Source organism: Desulfovibrio sp. UIB00, assembly GCF_022508225.1.
Classification (GTDB): Bacteria; Desulfobacterota; Desulfovibrionia; order Desulfovibrionales; family Desulfovibrionaceae; genus Desulfovibrio.
Genome location: NZ_JAETXJ010000004.1, coordinates 1 through 17,247 on the forward strand (window position 1 = coordinate 1; position 17,247 = coordinate 17,247).

General features: G+C 53.3%; 21 protein-coding genes. 8 read left to right on the forward strand and 13 right to left on the reverse strand.

What is annotated here, in order from left to right; translation table 11 throughout:
* The 4 genes from JMF94_RS07820 to JMF94_RS07835 all read left to right on the forward strand — a co-directional run.
* Window positions 1-512 (forward strand): glycine radical domain-containing protein (locus tag JMF94_RS07820; protein WP_276612863.1); only part of this gene is annotated, 512 nt, incomplete at its 5' end.
* An 86-nt stretch (window positions 513-598) separates the two neighbouring features.
* Window positions 599-1,483, forward strand: coding sequence for a glycyl-radical enzyme activating protein (locus JMF94_RS07825; protein ID WP_276612875.1), 885 nt, complete (start codon window positions 599-601; stop codon window positions 1,481-1,483).
* 8 nt (window positions 1,484-1,491) lie between these two features.
* Window positions 1,492-1,779 carry an ErpA-related iron-sulfur cluster insertion protein gene (locus JMF94_RS15140; protein WP_346770012.1) on the forward strand — a complete coding sequence of 96 codons (288 nt, stop codon included), beginning with the start codon at window positions 1,492-1,494 and terminating at the stop codon, window positions 1,777-1,779.
* Window positions 1,780-1,859: 80 nt separating this feature from the next.
* Window positions 1,860-2,153, forward strand: coding sequence for an ErpA-related iron-sulfur cluster insertion protein (locus JMF94_RS07835; protein ID WP_240824584.1), 294 nt, complete (start codon window positions 1,860-1,862; stop codon window positions 2,151-2,153).
* Between the two features lie 125 nt (window positions 2,154-2,278).
* Here the strand turns inward: JMF94_RS07835 and JMF94_RS07840 are convergent, their stop codons facing one another.
* On the reverse strand, window positions 2,279-3,184 hold the full coding sequence (locus JMF94_RS07840; protein ID WP_240824585.1) for an EamA family transporter: 906 nt from the start codon (window positions 3,182-3,184) through the stop codon (window positions 2,279-2,281).
* A 113-nt stretch (window positions 3,185-3,297) separates the two neighbouring features.
* Window positions 3,298-4,764 carry an APC family permease gene (locus JMF94_RS07845; protein ID WP_240824586.1) on the reverse strand — a complete coding sequence of 489 codons (1,467 nt, stop codon included), beginning with the start codon at window positions 4,762-4,764 and terminating at the stop codon, window positions 3,298-3,300.
* Between the two features lie 474 nt (window positions 4,765-5,238).
* Between JMF94_RS07845 and JMF94_RS07850 the strand changes: the two genes are divergently transcribed.
* The 4 genes from JMF94_RS07850 (at window position 5,239) to JMF94_RS07865 (ending at window position 7,415) form a co-directional block, all read left to right on the forward strand.
* The gene (locus tag JMF94_RS07850) at window positions 5,239-5,778 is read left to right on the forward strand and encodes a DUF4125 family protein (RefSeq protein WP_240824587.1); all 540 of its coding nucleotides are present in this window, start codon (window positions 5,239-5,241) and stop codon (window positions 5,776-5,778) included.
* A gap of 45 nt (window positions 5,779-5,823) precedes the next feature.
* Window positions 5,824-6,555: a sulfite exporter TauE/SafE family protein gene (locus tag JMF94_RS07855; RefSeq protein WP_240824588.1), complete on the forward strand. Its 732-nt coding sequence runs from the start codon at window positions 5,824-5,826 to the stop codon at window positions 6,553-6,555.
* Window positions 6,542-6,817 carry a hypothetical protein gene (locus tag JMF94_RS07860; RefSeq protein WP_240824589.1) on the forward strand — a complete coding sequence of 92 codons (276 nt, stop codon included), beginning with the start codon at window positions 6,542-6,544 and terminating at the stop codon, window positions 6,815-6,817. Before JMF94_RS07855 ends, JMF94_RS07860 begins: the two co-directional genes overlap by 14 nt.
* A gap of 151 nt (window positions 6,818-6,968) precedes the next feature.
* Window positions 6,969-7,415 (forward strand): hypothetical protein, encoded by a 447-nt coding sequence (locus JMF94_RS07865; protein WP_240824590.1) that lies wholly within the window; start codon window positions 6,969-6,971, stop codon window positions 7,413-7,415.
* Between the two features lie 156 nt (window positions 7,416-7,571).
* Here JMF94_RS07865 and JMF94_RS07870 read toward each other — a convergent pair whose 3' ends face one another.
* The 11 genes from JMF94_RS07870 to fixA all read right to left on the reverse strand — a co-directional run bounded on the left by JMF94_RS07870 (window position 7,572) and on the right by fixA (window position 17,183).
* A complete protein-coding gene (locus tag JMF94_RS07870; protein WP_240824591.1) occupies window positions 7,572-7,769 on the reverse strand; it encodes a hypothetical protein in 198 nt (65 codons plus the stop codon).
* Complete coding sequence (locus tag JMF94_RS07875; RefSeq protein WP_240824592.1) at window positions 7,766-8,032, reverse strand: hypothetical protein; 267 nt, start codon at window positions 8,030-8,032, stop codon at window positions 7,766-7,768. The genes JMF94_RS07870 and JMF94_RS07875 overlap by 4 nt, the downstream gene beginning before the upstream one ends.
* Window positions 8,025-8,306 carry a hypothetical protein gene (locus JMF94_RS07880; RefSeq protein WP_240824593.1) on the reverse strand — a complete coding sequence of 94 codons (282 nt, stop codon included), beginning with the start codon at window positions 8,304-8,306 and terminating at the stop codon, window positions 8,025-8,027. Before JMF94_RS07880 ends, JMF94_RS07875 begins: the two co-directional genes overlap by 8 nt.
* Entirely contained in the window at window positions 8,299-8,589 is a 291-nt protein-coding gene (locus JMF94_RS07885; RefSeq protein WP_240824594.1) for a hypothetical protein, read from the reverse strand. The genes JMF94_RS07880 and JMF94_RS07885 overlap by 8 nt, the downstream gene beginning before the upstream one ends.
* A gap of 91 nt (window positions 8,590-8,680) precedes the next feature.
* Window positions 8,681-10,675 (reverse strand): methyl-accepting chemotaxis protein, encoded by a 1,995-nt coding sequence (locus JMF94_RS07890; RefSeq protein WP_240824595.1) that lies wholly within the window; start codon window positions 10,673-10,675, stop codon window positions 8,681-8,683.
* A gap of 239 nt (window positions 10,676-10,914) precedes the next feature.
* On the reverse strand, window positions 10,915-12,570 hold the full coding sequence (locus tag JMF94_RS07895; protein WP_240824596.1) for an AMP-binding protein: 1,656 nt from the start codon (window positions 12,568-12,570) through the stop codon (window positions 10,915-10,917).
* A 15-nt stretch (window positions 12,571-12,585) separates the two neighbouring features.
* Window positions 12,586-13,599, reverse strand: a complete 1,014-nt coding sequence (locus JMF94_RS07900) for an MBL fold metallo-hydrolase (protein ID WP_240824597.1) — start codon at window positions 13,597-13,599, stop codon at window positions 12,586-12,588.
* A 120-nt stretch (window positions 13,600-13,719) separates the two neighbouring features.
* The gene (locus JMF94_RS07905) at window positions 13,720-14,004 is read right to left on the reverse strand and encodes a 4Fe-4S dicluster domain-containing protein (protein ID WP_240824598.1); all 285 of its coding nucleotides are present in this window, start codon (window positions 14,002-14,004) and stop codon (window positions 13,720-13,722) included.
* Entirely contained in the window at window positions 14,001-15,287 is a 1,287-nt protein-coding gene (locus tag JMF94_RS07910) for an FAD-dependent oxidoreductase (RefSeq protein WP_240824599.1), read from the reverse strand. Before JMF94_RS07910 ends, JMF94_RS07905 begins: the two co-directional genes overlap by 4 nt.
* 58 nt (window positions 15,288-15,345) lie before the next feature.
* Window positions 15,346-16,272 (reverse strand): FAD-binding protein, encoded by a 927-nt coding sequence (locus tag JMF94_RS07915; RefSeq protein WP_240824600.1) that lies wholly within the window; start codon window positions 16,270-16,272, stop codon window positions 15,346-15,348.
* A 143-nt stretch (window positions 16,273-16,415) separates the two neighbouring features.
* Complete coding sequence (fixA, locus tag JMF94_RS07920) at window positions 16,416-17,183, reverse strand: putative electron transfer flavoprotein FixA (RefSeq protein ID WP_240824601.1); 768 nt, start codon at window positions 17,181-17,183, stop codon at window positions 16,416-16,418.
* Between the last annotated feature and the right edge of the window lie 64 nt (window positions 17,184-17,247).

Sequence of the window (17,247 nt, forward strand, 5' to 3'; positions counted from 1 at the left end):
ACACCATCCACGGCTCCATCGGCCCTGATTGCTTTGGCTACCGCACCCCGCTGGATGCTTATTCGCTTTCCTACCACAACTACTTTGGCGCGCTCATGGGCGCGCTGCCGAATGGCCGCAAAGCCGGTGTCGCTCTCACAGACGGCAGCGTTTCGGCCACCCCGGGCACAGACCATGAAGGCATCACGGCGCTTATCAAGGCTGGCGCACAGGCTATCGACACCGTGCGGTATGGCGCAAACCACTTCAACGTCAAGCTCACGCCTGCTGCTCTGGCTGGCCCCGCCGGCGAAAGGCTGCTGGTTTCACTTATAAAAACCTATTGCGACTTTGATGGTTCGCACATCCAGTTCAACTGCGTTTCCTCCGAAACGCTTAAAGACGCGCAGAAAAAGCCGGAGGATTACCGCAACCTGGTGGTTCGCGTGGCTGGCTTCAGCGCGTATTTCACCCGGCTGGACAAGGGCGTTCAGAACGAAATCGTCAAGCGCACGGAATATAATAACTTTTAATCTCTCCTCCATACGAGGCCGGGGGGATGTTGCCGCCCCCCGGCCTCCCGCTGTGTGGAAGTTCAGGTACAACCATGAGCCAAGGAATGATTTATAACATCCAGCGTATGTCCATTCAGGACGGGCCGGGGATACGCACCACCGTTTTTCTCAAAGGGTGCCCGCTACGATGTTTATGGTGCAGCAATCCTGAATCTCAGCAGGTTGCCCCGCAGCTTCTGGTTTTCAGCGACCTTTGCACAGGATGCGGCGCCTGCCTGGCCGCCTGCCCCAGTGGTGCGGCAATGCGCCAGGAAGACGGAAAATGCGGAAAAATCGCTGAAAAATGCACATCTTGTGGTGCCTGTGCGGCAGTTTGCCCCAACAGGGCCAGAGAAATCAGCGGCAAGACAATGACCGTTGATGAGGTAATGGAGATTGTCCACAGGGATTCAGCTTTTTATGCAAATTCCGGCGGCGGAGTCACCTTTGGCGGTGGTGAGCCAACAATGGGCGGAGATTTTTTCATTGATCTGTTGCAGACAGCCCACGATGACGCACTGCATACCGCAGTGGACACCTGCGGGTTCTGTCCTGAAGACCGCTTTGAAAAAACCCTGAAGCTTGCCGACCTGCTGCTGTTTGACTGCAAGCACATGGACCCGGTGCAGCACAAAGAACTTACAGGGCAGGACAACGCTCTTATTCTGAAAAATCTGCAATCTGCACTTCTCTCGGGTATTGAGGTGCGAATCCGTATGCCACTTATGCCGGGCTTAAATGACAGCGATGAGAATTTTGCTGCCATGTCCAGCTTTTTGAACAAATTCGGGCAACAAAACATAGAAATCATGCCTTGCCACATGTTTGGTACCAGCAAATACAGGGCGTTAAACAAGCCATTGCCGCCTGTGAGCCAATATACACCAGATTCGCTTGAAAAAACGCTGATCAGGATGAAAAGGCATGGTTTGAAGTATACTATCATATAGGAGGTAAAATGTTCTCAGTGGCGATTGATGAAGCAATGCTGCAAAAACTCAGCGGCATGCTTCAGGACGAAGATGAAGGAACCAGCGTCAGGCTCAGGGAATATAAAGTCGGCGGAGGCTGACATTCAAAAATCGTACTCGGTCTGGGTATGGACGAGCCAGATGAAGATGAAGACGAGCAGATTTCTGTAGGCAATGTGCCGTTTACGGCAGAAAAAGATTTTCTGCTCAAACACGGCAGGGCCTTCACACTTTCTTATGTTGAAGGTCAAGGGGTAGTCGTGGCTCCGGCGTAATAATGCTCTGGGGCATCCTCCCGTGCCGATACGCAACGCTCTCATATACGAAATAAAATCCGACACTGCGGAGGTTTCACATGTTTAAAGTTACAATAGATGATGCAATGCTGCAAAAGCTGCGCACAATGCTGGAAGAAGAAGACGAAGGCACTTGCGTACGGCTTCGTGAATACAAGGTCGGCGGCGGATGCCATTCCCAAATTACTCTTGGTCTTGGGATGGATGCACCAGACGCTGAAGAGGACGAGCAGACCCAGATTCACGGCGTTCCTTTCGTGGCAGAAAAAGACTTTCTGCTGAAGCACGGCAACGCATTTTCCCTTTCATTCAGTGGGGATAAGGGCGTAGTTGTTACGGCAACAGCGGAATAGTGTTTCCGCCATTACGCCGTGTACGCCAAAAGCCCCGCTCCGTTACTGGAGCGGGGCTTTTGGCGTACATTCGCCCGCACATCGATTGCATATTCCTGAAAAGTTGCAACCTCTTGGATGTGCAATCAATCCAATACTGATCGCCTGCCATCACAGGGTGACTTGTGTGACGACGCAATCAAAAAAATCATGCTAATCAAAATACAAGATAATCCCAGCAGAGTTTGTTGAGTGCATGGTTCGTCAAGCACCATAAAACCAAGCACGGCTGCCCCGATAGGTTCGGCAAGCCCCAACGTGGAAGTCACAGCCGCAGAAGTGGTTTTCATGCCGTAGAGCACCAGGGTAAATGAGAGGCTGGTTGTCAAGGTGGCAAGATCTGCGGCGACCAACGCCCCACGCGGCGTCAAGAGCCATCCAAGCGGCTGCGTACAGAGCAGGGGCGCAAGACTCAGCCCCCCGATCAGAAAGATGACCGTCATGATCTGCGATGGGTCATGCCGTTGCAGCATCGGCTTGATGGTCACAAGAAATACAGCGTAGCTGCATGCCGCAAGCACAGCCAGCCCCAGCCCCGGCATACTGAACTGCCCTTGGCTGCCTGCACCCAGCGTCAGCACCGCAAGGCCGCACAAGGCCAAGGCCGTGCCAGCATACCAGACTCTGGCAGGTTTCTCTTTCAAAAAAAACCATCCAAGAATTCCCACGACTATGGGGCAACCGCCAATAGCAACCATTGTGCATACGGCCACCCCAATCTGCTTGCAGGCTTCAAAAAAAAAGAGCTGATAGCCAGTCAGCCCTGCGGCAGAAATAACGATATACAATTTCGGCCAGCCAGCCGGTCGGGGGGTGTTGCGTGAAATCAGCCCCCACAGCAAAAGCACCAGCCCCCCGCCCAGAAGGCGGATGGCGCCGACGGCAAGGGGCGTAACACCTTCCGGCGCAAGGGCCTGTGCCGTGCCGGAAGTGCTTGCGCAAAACGCGCCGCACAAAATAGCCAACGGCGCTTTAAGAGAATATAAAGACATGACGGTGTCTCCATATTGAAAGCAATGTACCCCTTGTCTGATTCGGCAAGGGGTACATTTTACTTTTTTGAAGGGATTATCCGACAGGTTTAATCCTGTGGCAGGTTGCAGGCCTAAGAGGTGAAGTACACAGCAATATCTTTACTGCCCAGAATATTTTCCCTGACTTCAACTTCCGGAAGGGAAACCCAGTTTTTCTTACTGGTACTGTAGAAAATAAATCCGAGCACTATCCAGATGCCAAGGCAGGCAAAGGGTGCACCGCCGATAAGGGCCGGAGAGCCGGGGATAAGCAGGAGCACAATGCACAGTACGGCGGTGATGGTTCCGATAGCGCAGCAAAGCAGCTTGAAGGCCTTGTTGGGAACATTAACACCACCATTGATGACGCGGCGGGCGGCCAGGCAGGTAAAGAGATAGCCGATGCCCGTACCAACGGAGCTCATATCAACCGTCCAGGCGATAGCCGAACGACCAGCGAATGGTGTCAGAAGCGTGATGATGACGATAAAGAGCACCGCGTTGTAAGGCGTGTGGTACTTGGGATGGATTTTGCCAAACCATTCGGGAAGGATCCGGCTGCGGGACATGCTGAGCAGCAAACGGCTGGCCGCGATAAAGAACCCGTTGATGCCTGTAAGGACTGCACCAAATACGGCGCATGCAAGAACAACACTGCCGAACCGGCCAAAGGCCATGGTTGCCACTTCGCCAGCGCCCCAGGCGGCACCGCCGGTTGCGCGCTGCGCATCCAGTTTTGCCAGCATTTCCGGATAGGATATAGCCATACCCACTGCAAGCATTACCATGGCGTACAGGATAACGCCTACGACAATGGCAATTATCATGATGTTTCTTGCCCGGGCGGGGTCAAAGGAAAACTCTTCTGCCGCCTGGGGAACGGTATCAAATCCGACGAAAAGGAAGGGGGAAATGGCAAAAATCAGGAGCACGCAAGACAGAGGCGTACCATTCTCTGAAAAACCGGGAGTAAGATTACTCAATTGACTCGAATCCAGAGCAACCACACCAGCAAACAGCGCGACAATGCCAATTGTCAGCATAAAAGCCAAAACAAGCTGAATTTTGCCTGCTATGCCAATGCCCCGGTAGTTGATCCAGCCAAAAATCAGGGTTCCGGCCGTCATCAACAGCACTTCTCCTGTGTATACCTGCCATCCGGCTATGGCATACAACGGGCCGAATTCAAAAATACCTGGGAACAGAAACCGAAAGATCACCGACAGCGCGGCGATATCAATGGCCACAATGGCTATGTAACCGATTACAAGCGCCCATCCGCAGACAAACGCGGCTGTGGGGCCAAAACCGATATAAGCATAAGCAAATGCGCCGCCTGCCACAGGCGCGTACTTGATCATATAGCTAAGACACACTGCAACAAAACAAATAAGGAACGCACCGATCATGAAGCCGTAAAGCGTTCCAAGCGGCCCGGCCTTGGGCAGAAACATATCCCCCGGCAACACAAAGCAACCCCAGCCGACAATGGAGCCCAGCGCCAATGCGCAAACCTGCATTGGCGATAGTGTTTTTTCAAGCTGAACCTGTTCCGACATAATAGTACTCCCAGCACTAAAGAGTGGGCCAGAGAATCTGCTTCGACAATTGCATCGTGCACCCCGGGGGATGTCGAAACAAAATTCACTGGCTGTTGCACCTGTCCACTGGTTATTCCCTCATGTAGCTGCCGGCTGGGAATAACTGTCTTCGTGACTGTTGAGCAAAGGCTGTGCCAAATAGTGAAAAAAATCTCCAGAACAGTCTGACTACCGCAATATGTAGGCATATTGGTCTATTAGTATGAAAAATCATTAGCTTCCATAAACTATTTTTTATATTTCGATGAATTTTTTCCTTTTTGCAAAAATTTTTTTCTCATTTTGAAATACTACAATTTATTGGCGGCGTTCAACGACTTGCAAAAGCCACTAATCGCTCTGGCACTGTATTTGCTTAACGACATCATGTGAATTTGGTTACAAATTCCGAAGCAACAATTCATTTCAACCTTTTTAAGACATGGAGCAAAAATGACTAACAGCAACGACGCATCCATCATCAGTGAAATAATCGCTTTGGAGCTGAAAATGTTCCAGGCAGTTAATAATCTAGGTGGCAAGGCGGACTGCCAAAATCAGCCTGAAGCTTTCTGCACCATGCGTCAGATTGTATATGAAGTTCTCTCACCACAGGTTCTTGCGGCATGGCTGAGTGATCTGAGAGATGCTGAACGCGCAGGCCGAAACGTAATGACGGAAAAATACGCGTTGATGTGTGGAAGTATTGAAATGCCCGAAATCTCCCAAGCCATAAAGAGCATAATTTCTTGCGAACTGGCATGGCTTCAGACTGCGGTGAAGAAACATCCCGATTATTTTGGCGGCAATGATGCAGATTTTTGTCGGTATCTGCTGTGCGAATTGCTGATGTATTCAGAAACAACTCTGAACGCATATGCGCAATGCATTGACGATGCTCAATCCACAGGGCGGAACCTTGTTCTGGAACGGATTGAAAATATAAAAAAACTTTTATGTTCCAATGCTATACACGCACCATCAGTACACTGACGCAGATTGCTTTGGATCATTTGAAACAAAAGGAATAAAAATGTTATGGAGTTAGAAGTAATTGTGGTCGTCTGCGCATGGTTCATGGGAGGATTTATTTCTGGAGTCAGCGGAATAGGCGGCGCCATGTTTGCAGTTCCGATTGCGGCGATGTTCATTCCCATACAGCAGGTTATTGTCCTCAGCTGTATTCTCAACCTTGCCATGGACGGCACGCTGACGGCTCTGCATTTTCGTTTTTGCCGAGTTGGTGCGTTGGGGCCGCTCCTGGCAGGGACAATACCAGGGTCGGTGGCAGGCCTGTTCATCTTGCAGATGGTTCCAGGACAAATCTTGCAGGGAATTGTTGGTGTACTGCTGCTGGTATTTCTGCTCTGGCAACAAGTTTTTCGTATTCGTGAAAAAGGAACAGAATCATGGCTGGTAGGCGGGCTTGCAGGCTGCGCAGCCGGAGTACTTGGAACGGCAATCTCTTTTGATGGGCCACCTGTTGGCGCTTACGGCTTATACGCAGGCTGGCAGCCGAGGATTTTTCTGGGAACGCTGGGTGTGTTTTTCATACTCAGGGGGACACTCACTTGCGCATTACAGGCATATTCCGGCCTTTATTCACCAGAAGTAATTCAATATGCGCTATACGGCTTTCCAGCCACCATACTGGGAACATTCTGCGCATTTCCTGTTGCCAAATGGATTAACCCTGATGCATTTCGCAACATACTCAAGGTTATTATCGCTACGGCCGCAATTGTTTGCGTTTACCGTGCATTACTTTAACAGGGAAAACTTGCACGGCCAGTCAAAGGCTACCGCATTACTACCGTTGCGGGGTTTGGTGCAAGATGGTGCGGAAAAACCAACGGAAAAAGGGCCTGCATCACTGCAAGCCCTTGATTTAACTTGGTACCGGGAGCGAGTGCCATTTATTAAATATAACACACCTAAATATAAATATAAAAGCAATTCAATAAAAAAAGTTGCCCCTAAAGTTGCCCCCTTTTTTATTCGGCACCCTACTGGCGAAGGTATTGCAGATTGAGTAGGTGAGAGTACAAGAATACCTATGGTTAACCATGCCACTACCTGCTCTTTCTTATATCACCAGCTCAAATTCTGGCAGGTTAACTTCATGCTTGCACCACAAATAAAATACAATTCGACACAAATGATGTTTGCCTAAGGAGAAATCAATGCCGACAATTAAGGATGTGCTTACTCTCGCTAATATCCGTAAAGATTTGAGATTTTTTCTTCATAGATTAGCAATAGGTGTAATTATTTTGGGGTTTGCACCTGATGAAGTTTTGCGTCCAATGCATGACCCTTGGGGATTTCTATCGAAGAATTTGTATTTAGTGTTTTTTTTGCTTGCCCTCATTATAATAATGACCATTTTTTCCTTATGTAAACCTCAAATCGCACATTTTAAAAAAGTACAATATGAGTTTGTTGAATTAAGTAAAACTACATTTTCGATTTTTAGGGGGGTAATGATTGTGTGCATTCCTGCCTATCTAGTGTGGACTATTAAAGATAACAGTTGTTTATATTTATTTAGCATGATTGCATTTATTTTTTTTATAGAATTTTATACATCTTTATCCTTTGGCCTTAAAGATTACAATGACAGTTTTTAACGATTATTATTACGGAGCTAAATTTTTTTAAAAAGGCCATGGAATTCCTCCAGAAGCACTAATCACAAAGTCGCTGTAATTTAGAGCTAGTCCATAAAAAACCCCAAATCCCGGCCCATGTACTGAGTCGGGATTTTTATTTAGGCTGTCAAGCTGTTACTGTGGGGCATCCTCTGGTGCGTCAAGCTCCGCGTGGACTTTCCCGGCTGCGAGGGCAATCAGGCTTAATCCCGCAGACAGAGTGCACCATCTGTCACCATCCACATTAAAAACCGTTTCTTCCAGAACTTTCATCATGCCTTGCGCCTGCCACTGGATAGCTTCCACGGCCTCCTTGATCTCGACCTTATTCATGGCTTGCCCCCTTTGCCGGGCTTCTGTGCTGCCATGGCCCGCTCAAGCTCATCCTGGCACTGTTCCACATAATCGCCCAAGGTGTGCGCCGCGTGGGCCATGAGATTCAACCCGGCAAGCAATGACTGCTCGGCGGTTTCGTCACCGGACTTTAAGCCGTGGTCGAGGTAGGTTTCCCGCAGCCCTCGCGCCATGAGTTCGATGGATTCAGACAGCATGATTGCGTTGCCGTGGTCGCGTATGGTCAGGGGGGTGCTATTCATTGTCCATTCCCCACTTGCAGCAAGAACCACCGGGGATAATATCAATGGCCTTTACTGTCAGGTCTGCGCAATGATCTAAGAGCCTTTCCAGGCCTAATAGCCCATCATTGCTTAACGTGACTTCAATCTCGCTGTCATTTGCTACACCGCAAAAATCTCTAAGCATGGCTTGAATGTAGTAAGCGTCCCACAACATACTGCTTAAAGCGCCCGCATATTCCTTGGGTGTTTTCGCACCGTCGAACATGCCAGTTGAACTTGTCAGTTTACTCATGTTCAGCCGCCCTTTCTTCAAGAGCATTGAGAAAATCAGTGTCACCGTCTGCCGCCATGACAAGCAAGTAGCTCATATGGTCTGCGTGGCGTTCAATGGTTTTTGCCTGCCAGCCGCAAGTGGTTACCATGTCACGGAGCATCGTTGCCGTGTTACTGAAAATATCTTTCCATACACGTTCATTGCTAGCAGCGGGAATATTTTGCATTTCGGTGTCGAGATCGTTTGCAGCCCGCCTCACTTCCTCTAATGCATCATTCAACGCTTTACGCTTTTCGTACAACGGGGCGATGTAGAGCTTGAATGCTGCTGTCCGACGTGCTGTGGCGGCGTAAAAAAAGCTCTGCCGCAGACATTTGTTCCCATATTTTCCGCTAACTGTTTTTCATATCCGCAACAAGCCGACTGAGATTTTTCGCCTGGCTGACCATGTCAGCCACTGCCTTGGCGGCCTCGCCCATGGCTGCGGCTGTTTGCCCTGCCATGGTGTTGACCTCAAGGATTGACTGGTTGATCTCTTCGCTGGCGGCAGACTGCTGCTCACTGGCGGTGGCAATGGCCCGCACCTGATCGGCTGTGGCATCGGCATCGCTAACAATCAGCCGCAGGGCTTCGCCGGACATATTTGCAAAATTCGTGGCAGTTTCCACCTCAGCCAAAGCATTATCCATACTCTTAACGCTCTTGGCTGTGCTGGCCTGAATGGCCGAAATAGCGTCGCCCACATCATGGGTTGAGGCCATGGTTTTTTCCGCCAGTTTGCGCACTTCATCGGCCACAACAGCAAATCCACGTCCGGCATCCCCGGCACGAGCGGCCTCGATGGCGGCATTGAGTGCCAGCAGATTGGTTTGGTCTGCGATATCAGAAATAACGCTCATGATGCGTGAAATGGCATACGCATGATCATTAAGTTGAGTCATGTCGTCTTTAAGCGCCAAAGAAACCGTGTGCAGCGTGCCTATACTCTGCAATGACTGCTGCATAATACGCTGGCCGCTCTGGGCATTGCCCTTGGTCTGGTCAGACATGCCAGAGGCCGAAGAAGCATTGCTGGCAACCTCCTGCACGGTCGCATTCATTTCGTTCATGGCCGTGGCCGCTTCGCTGAGCCGCTGCGAAGAATTGGTTGCTATGCGGTCAGACTGCTCTATTTGCGCAGAAAGCTGGCTGGATGCGGCAGAAATCACCGCCACAACTTCTTCGAGCTGACCAGCGGCGGCAAGCATGCCTTCCTTTTTGGCATTTTCGGCGGCAAGGCGGGCCGATTCGGCCTGCTGGGTTGCGGTATGGGCAAGCCGCGTCTGCTCTTCTGCCTCTGCTGTTTTGCTGGTGGCTGTTTCAATCATGCCCTTGAGCTTTTCCACCATTGCAGACAAAGAATGGCCCAGTTTGCCCAGTTCATCATTGCGGTTAACGTACAGAGTCTGACCAAGGTCACCTGCCGCCACTGTTCCGGCAAAATCCACGCACTTGCGCAGGGCGGCAAGGATGGGATTAACAACAAACAGCATTGCCACGCAGGCCAGCACAAGACCTGCCGCGCCAAATATAAGGCTGGATCTGGTAACGGAATCAGTGGCCCTGTTTATATCGCCATCGTTGACGACAGCGCCAACAACCCAGTCCGCAGCTGCAAGCCTTTTGAAGGTCATGACCTTCTGATGTCCGTCAAACGTGTAGGATACGGTACCGCTGTCCCTCGACAGCATTTCCCGGCCCCAGTCAAACTGGCTCACGTCCAGCTTCATGATGTGCTTTTTTTCAGGATGGCTGATCATCTTGCCCTTGCCATCCATAAGATAGACGTAGCCCTCCCGCCCTATCCTGATCGGCGTGATCATGCTCTCCGAAAACTTGGAAAGATCAAGCCCCACAATCAGAACGCCAAGAATCTTGCCTTCACGCCTGACAGGAGCCGCAATGACTGAAACCGGCTCGTTGTTGGTACGGCTCAAAACAGGCTCGCTGATGCAGACCTCGCCCGTGATGGCTCTTTTGAAGTATGCTCGGTCCTTGATGGAAACGTTGGTCGGCCCCTTGTTGTTGGTAATGCAGGTTCCGGAGAGGTCATACAGCGTCACGGCTTCAATAAAACCGCTGGTGTCCACGATGCGTTGCAGAGCCAGCTTTGCGTCTTCCAACGCTTTGCCTGTCGCGCCGCCGGGAAGCATCAAGGGGTCGAATTTTTCGTTTTCACTTTCCAGCGCCGCAACACCGCGCATGTAGCCAAGAAGATCATCAAGACTCTTGCTCACAGACTGCGTGGCAATTGTACCCATGCCCAGCAGACCACGCCGAACTTCTTCCTTGGCTTCACGGGCAGAAAAATAGCTTGATATCCCAATGCTGAACATAAGCGTCATCATTGTTGGTATCAACAACTTTGCTCTTACGCTGCCGATCATTTTTTTCTCCAGGTATGTTCTATGGCAATAAACCCTTCATTGATAAACATTATCAACCAAAGTGACGCCGTATAAACCACTATCTATCAAATGCCGGTCTCTGCTGTACCGGCTTGCGCGCAATCGTGCGGGCTATACACGCCCGCCCAAAAGCCTCCACGTGGGCAGCAAGGCTGTTTTCCCTCAAGGGAATACGCTGCCTAGGCCACGGAACTGCTGCGCAGTTTTTCCGCTATCCACTGGCGCAACAACGTCTTACGTACCTTGCCGGATGGGGTGCGTGGCATTTCGTCCAGAATCTCCAGGTGCTCGGGGAATTTCTGTTTTGCGATGTCCTGGGTGAGAAAAAAGTCGAAAACTTCCTGAAAGGTCAGCGATTCCACATTGTCGTGCAGCACCACAAAAGCGCATATGCGCTCTTGCAGGCGCTCATCGGGCATGCCCACCACGGCGGCATCCTTGACCTTGGGGTGTTGCAACAGCACGTTTTCCACAGCAAGGCTGCTGATATTTTCGCCGCCCCGCACAATGATGTCCTTGAGACGCCCGGTGATGGAATAGGTTCCATCGGCATTGCGGCGGCACAGGTCGCCGCTGTGGACCCAGCCATCCGCCTGAAGCACCTTTGCGGTCAGTTCCGGCTCCCGCAGGTAGCCCATGAAAACGGCGGGACTGTATGAAACTTCCTCGCCCTCCTCGCCTTCAGGCACATCCCTGCCCTGCCTGTCCACCACACGCACCCGAATGCCGGGCATGGGGCAAAGCGCCAGACTGTGCATATGGTCAGAAACCGGCGTCAACGGCGTACCCATGTGCGGCACGCTTTCTGTTGAGCCATAGACGTTCAACACGCGCAGACCTATTTGCTCCGCAGTCTGACTGAGGGGAACATTGGGCGGACTGCCACCGCACAAAAAAAAGCGCAGGGAGGAGTAGTCGTGCTCACCCCCCAGCTGAATTGTCTGCACAATATCGTACAGAAAGGGCGTGGCGGCCATGGTGACGGTGCACCGATGCGCCTTTATAAGCTCAAGGGCGCTGGCAGCGGTAAACACGTCGAGCAGAACCGAAGTCGCCCCCATGATGAAGGGCATGCTGACGCCGTGGTGAAAACCCGTGGCGTGCGCCACAGGGGCGGGCATAAACATGGTGTCTGCCGCATCTATCTGGAAAAATGAGGCAAAACTTGTTTCGGCAAAAATAATATTGCGGTGCGAAAGCATTACGCCCTTGGGCTGGCCCTCAGAACCGGACGTGAACACCAGTGCCGCCAGGCTGTCGGGGGTTATCTGCCCGGCACGCGCCACTGCGTCCGATTCTGCCTGCGACATCGGCGTGGCCACGTCTTCTTCCACCATGTCCCTGAAGGTGGGCAACACAGACCCCTCGCCCTTCTTGTCCACGGCAATGACCACACGTAACGAATCAACTACCTTGCGCAAACGCACTGCCAATTCGCAATATTGCATTTTGCGGAATCTGCGCGGCACAAAAAACACCTTGGAATTGCAGGCAGACAGAATATGCTTCAGCTCATTATAGCGCAGATTGGGCGGGATGGGATTGATGACTGCCCCAAGCTTGAGGCAGGCCACGTAGATGGGCAAAAATTCGACCCAGCCGGGCAGCTGGCATGAAACCACATCCAGTGTATTGATGCCGCAATCTGCCAGATACCGGGCAATACGGGCTGCCAGCAGGTCTACCTCGGCGTAGCTCAACGCCATGCCCTGAGCATCAATGACCGCTGTTTTTTCCGGGTTTGCCGCCAGGCTCGCATGCCAACAATCCCGCAGCGTCATGTCTGCCATAGGCGCGTAGACCGTATTTTTCTGGCTGTTCCCTTCCGCAACCATAATCCACCATCCCTGTTATGCCCGCGAGGTTGCGCGGGCAGATGTTTGCACTTCGGCGTAGGTCACGCTTCCCGTAGCATCTTCCAAGCGCTGCAACCTGCCGAGCATGGCCAGATGATCAAGGTGGGCCACGGCCTCGCCCACGGCAAAACACTGCTGCTGCACCTTGTAGCTCTCCCATGTGCCCCGCAGGGCCCAGTGCATACGCGCGGCCACGGCAAAGGCCTGTGTGCGGCCCAGCCGCTCAACAATGGCGAGCACCTCGCTCAGCCTTCTTTCGTGGTGGTTGTGCAGTTGCCGCACGCGCACGTGGGTATCGGGGATGATGACGCGGTGACCCGGGTAGGACTGCTGCACGGGCAGGCGCAAAATTTTGTCGAGGCTGCGCAGGTAGTCTCCCAGGGAATCTGCCACACCGTTCCAGGCCGTGATATTGGGAGTGATGGAACCAAGCACGTGGTCACCGCAGATCAAAAAGTGCTGATCCGGCTCAAAAAGCGCCACATGGCCAGGTGTATGGCCGGGTACGGCAATGACCATAAATTTGTAGCCACCATAAGCGACAGCTTGCCCATCGCTCACTGGTGTGAAAGGCAACGGTTCCGGCGAGGCATAGATTTTACCCGGGTGTGAGCGCAGTAGCTCGTCCAGCGCACTATCTGGAAAACCGTGCCTGCCCAGACCGCGCATCATGCTTAACCAAGCGTGCTCGTCTTCAATAAATCTGTTGATGTGATTGCCGTCTTCTTCGCTACAGTAAATGCGCGAGTCAGGCGTGCGCAGCACGGAAGTGAGCCCGTTGTGGTCGCTGTGCAGATGGGTAAGGAAAAAATCCAGTTTTTCCAGTGGGGTATCCATCTCTTGCAGAGCATGGCGCAAGGATTGCTCGCACTCGGCCATGTTGAAGCCGTTATCCACAAGCAGGTGACGATCCTCACCCCGGATCAGGTACGCATTGAGCTGCTTGAGGGGATTGCCGGGCAAGGGCACTTCGATGCGGAACAGATTGGGCAATTCTTCAAAAACCATGTCTCACCGCCTGCGCTATTGGGGAAAATGTCGTTGCTCGCCGTGTGGTTCCAGTTGCGTCCTGCGGCGGCTTTTGGCGAAACCGCCGCAGGACAGTTCCATGGCATTACGCTGACGGCCCTAGCCGTAGCGGAACTCGACCCCCATGGTTCCTTGCGGGTATTCCCACTTGGAAAGCACCGTGTCGCCAGCCACTATGCGGCATGTACCGCATTCAAGGCAGCCAGCGTAGTCAAAACGAAAACCGCCGTTGTCGTCGCGTTTGTACAGGTCCGCAGGACAGGCCTTTTCAAGCTTGGCGAACTCTCTGGGATCGGGATTGTCCACAAGGGTGATGTGGGCATTGCCCTCATCCACAAAGAACTTGTCCACGCCCAGCTTCATATCAACATTGACTGTGCTCATAGCGACCTCATGACGTTGATGCCATCTTTCAGCAGGTTGAGCAGGCCCACATTTTTGGCCCGTGCCCACAATTTGTTGCGTAACGGCGCAGAGGGGCCGTTGACGTTGAACATGTCCGCCATTATTCCGGCCGCCATATCTGGATACGCGGAGAAAATGCGATTGTTGTCTAGGGTATGGGGAAGATTGCGGTAGAGCTTCAACTCCTTGAGCACAAAGCTGTCTTCCAGGGCCTGCTTGTAGCCGCCAAGGCCAGCAGCGCTGAAGTCGTCGTGCTGTTTGGCAGTAATAACGGCCTGAGCCGCAGCCTCGCCCGAAGCAATAGCCAGATCCATGCCGCGCACGGTGTAGCCCACATTCAGGCACAAGCCAGCAGCATCGCCCGCCAGCAGCACGCCATCGCGCACAAGATCGGGCACCATGGCATAACCGCCCTCTGGCACAACATGGGCCGAGTATTCGACCAGCTTGCCGCCCTCAAGCAGCGGAGCCACAGCCGGGTGACTGCGAAAGTCTTCCAGCATCTGCGGTACGGATTTGCCCACCTTGTCCATATTGTGCAGGCCAAACACCACACCAAGCGAAACGGTGGTGGCATTGGTGTACAAAAAGCCGCCGCCCATGTAGCCGTCAGAAGGCATGCCAGCAAAAAGCCACGCTGTGCCCTCGTTACCGGTGCAGGCAAAGCGGTCAGCCATCTGCTGGGGGGTGAACTCCAGCACTTCCTTGACGCCCACCGCGCAGGTATGGGTGTTGACGGCCTTGACCATGCCCAGCTGCGCCCCCAGCAATGAATTGACGCCGTCTGCCAGAATGACAGATCGGGCCTCCAGCGTTTCGTCGCCAGCGCGCACGCCGCAAACCTTGCCGTCACGTACCAGCAGTTCGTCCACGCGTACGCCAGGCACAAGCTGCGCACCGGCTTCTTCGGCCTTGCCGCACAGCCACTGGTCAAATGACGTGCGCAATACCGTATACGAACGCGAGGCGGCGTCCTGCGCCTTGGGGGCCGCATATTCCACCGTAACCGCGTCGGTTTCGTTCAGCATGGAGATGCGCTCGCGGGTAACTACCCTTTCCACGGGCGCTTCTTCTGCAAAACCGGGCAATAGCTTTTCGAGGCTGTGCGCGTACAGCCGCCCACCGGTCATGTTCTTGGCGCCCGCAAAATTACCGCGCTCGATGAGCAGCGTGTCCAATCCGGCACGGGCTGCCACCAGCGCCGCCGTGCTGCCCGCCGGGCCTGCGCCTACTACGATGAGGTCAACTTGATCTTCAGACATATTCTACCTGCTTGTCTTGACCGATGTCTGCGCACAGGCGCAGGGGGGCGAGCCCCGGTCAGTTTTTCAGTGCCTTGGTCAGAGCGGGAAGGACCTTGTACAGGTCGCCAACAATGCCGTAGTCGGCAAACTTGAAGATGGCGGCGTTTTTGTCCTTGTTGACAGCCACGATGGTTTTGCAGTCGCGCGCGCCCACCATGTGCTGAATCTGCCCGGAAATGCCCACGGCAAGGTACACATCGGCCTTGACCATGGCACCAGAAACGCCCACGTAGCGTTCGCGCTCCATCCACAGCTCGCCTTCGGCAATGGGGCGGGAGCAGGCAAGCTCGGCGTCCATGGCGGAAGCCAGGCTTTTTGCCAAAGCCAGATCTTCCTGCCGCGCAAAACCTCGGCCCACGGCAACAATACGGCGGGCCTTGGCGATATCCACGCTGGCGCAGGCCTTGGGCTTCACTTCAACTAGGGTTATGCGGGCAACGGGCTCCACAAAGCCAAGCTCCACAGTTTCGCCCTGTCCGCCGGTGGCTGTGGCAGGCTCAAAAACACCACCGCCCACGGTCATGATAGTCACGTCAGACAGGCTCTGCCGCCTGCCCACGGCCAAACCGCCGTAAACCATGTGGGAGAGGCTGTCGTCTTCTTCCACGCCCATGACATCGTTGACAACGGCAGCTTTGAGCAGGGCTCCAAGCTTGGCGGCCATGGCCTTGCCGCGCCGGTCATTGGGCAGCAGCACAACGCTCTTGCCCGCAGCCTTGATGGCGGCCGCTATGGAAGGCGCATAATCTTCAAATATATAGCCCGGCTTGGCGGGCAGCAGGCAAAGACGGCCCGCGCCCAGGCCAAAAACATCTCCGGCCTCGGCAGCGCTGCCAACAAACACAGCGGAAACCTTGTCGCCAAAACTTGCCGCACCGGGGATAAGGTCTGCAAAACGGGCGGTTTTGGCGCAGATCACAAATGCATTGGGAGCCTTGTTCATGAAATTGCCTCCTAAATGGCTGGCATATTTGCGGGGGATTGCCGCACTGCGGCAACTGAACCCCAACCGGTTTTAGTGCGGCGCGTCGCGGTGCACCGCCTGGCTGCCCCAAAATAAAGCAGACCAGTTTCCGGATACTGTACTTATCGCTGAAGGGCCTTGCGCACGTTTTCCACAAAGGCGGCAACCTGCTCTTCTGCATCACCTTCAATGACATTGTGCAGTCGGTCGGCCTGTTCGGGAGCAAGCACCGACAACATGCTGTCCACACCATGCAGATCAGCGCCAAGGTCTGCGCACGAGACAGCATTGGCGGGCTTTTTGCCAGCGGCCAGAATGGCCTTCATGGTGGGAATTTTGGGCACGTTGATGTCGCTGGTAAGGCTGAGCACAGCAGGCAGGGGCATGCGCAGCACTTCGGTTTCGTCCTCAAGGGCGCGCTCGACCAGCAGGGTTCCGTCTTCACGGGCAATGGACTGCACAACGTTGATATTGGCCACGCCCAGCTTTTCACCCAGCAATATGCCCACCTGCTGTGCGTACAGGTCGCCAGAACCTTCGCCACACAGCACCAGATCAAAACCGATTTTCTGGATAGCGGCGGCCAGGGCCTGAGCGGTTACATCGGGCAGGGCTTTGGCCAGGCTGTCGTCAGACACCAGTTCCAGACGGGCGGGGCCGCGAGAAAGAATGTCCTTGCAGATTTTTGAGTTGGAAAGGTACTTGGTCGGCCCGGCGCTCAGGGCCACAACTTCGTCGCCCTCGCCAGCAAGGCACATGGCGGCTTCGATGGCATTGAGATCATACTGGCTGATCTTTAGCGCGGCCTTACCCGTGTCCACAGACCTGTCGGCGTTGACGACTATATCCTGTTCCTCAGGCACAATTTTGCAGCAAACGATAATTTTCATGGTGTGCTCTCTTGGGTTCGGGGGATACGGCGCAGTACAGCAGATTGCTTTGTCATGCGCGGCT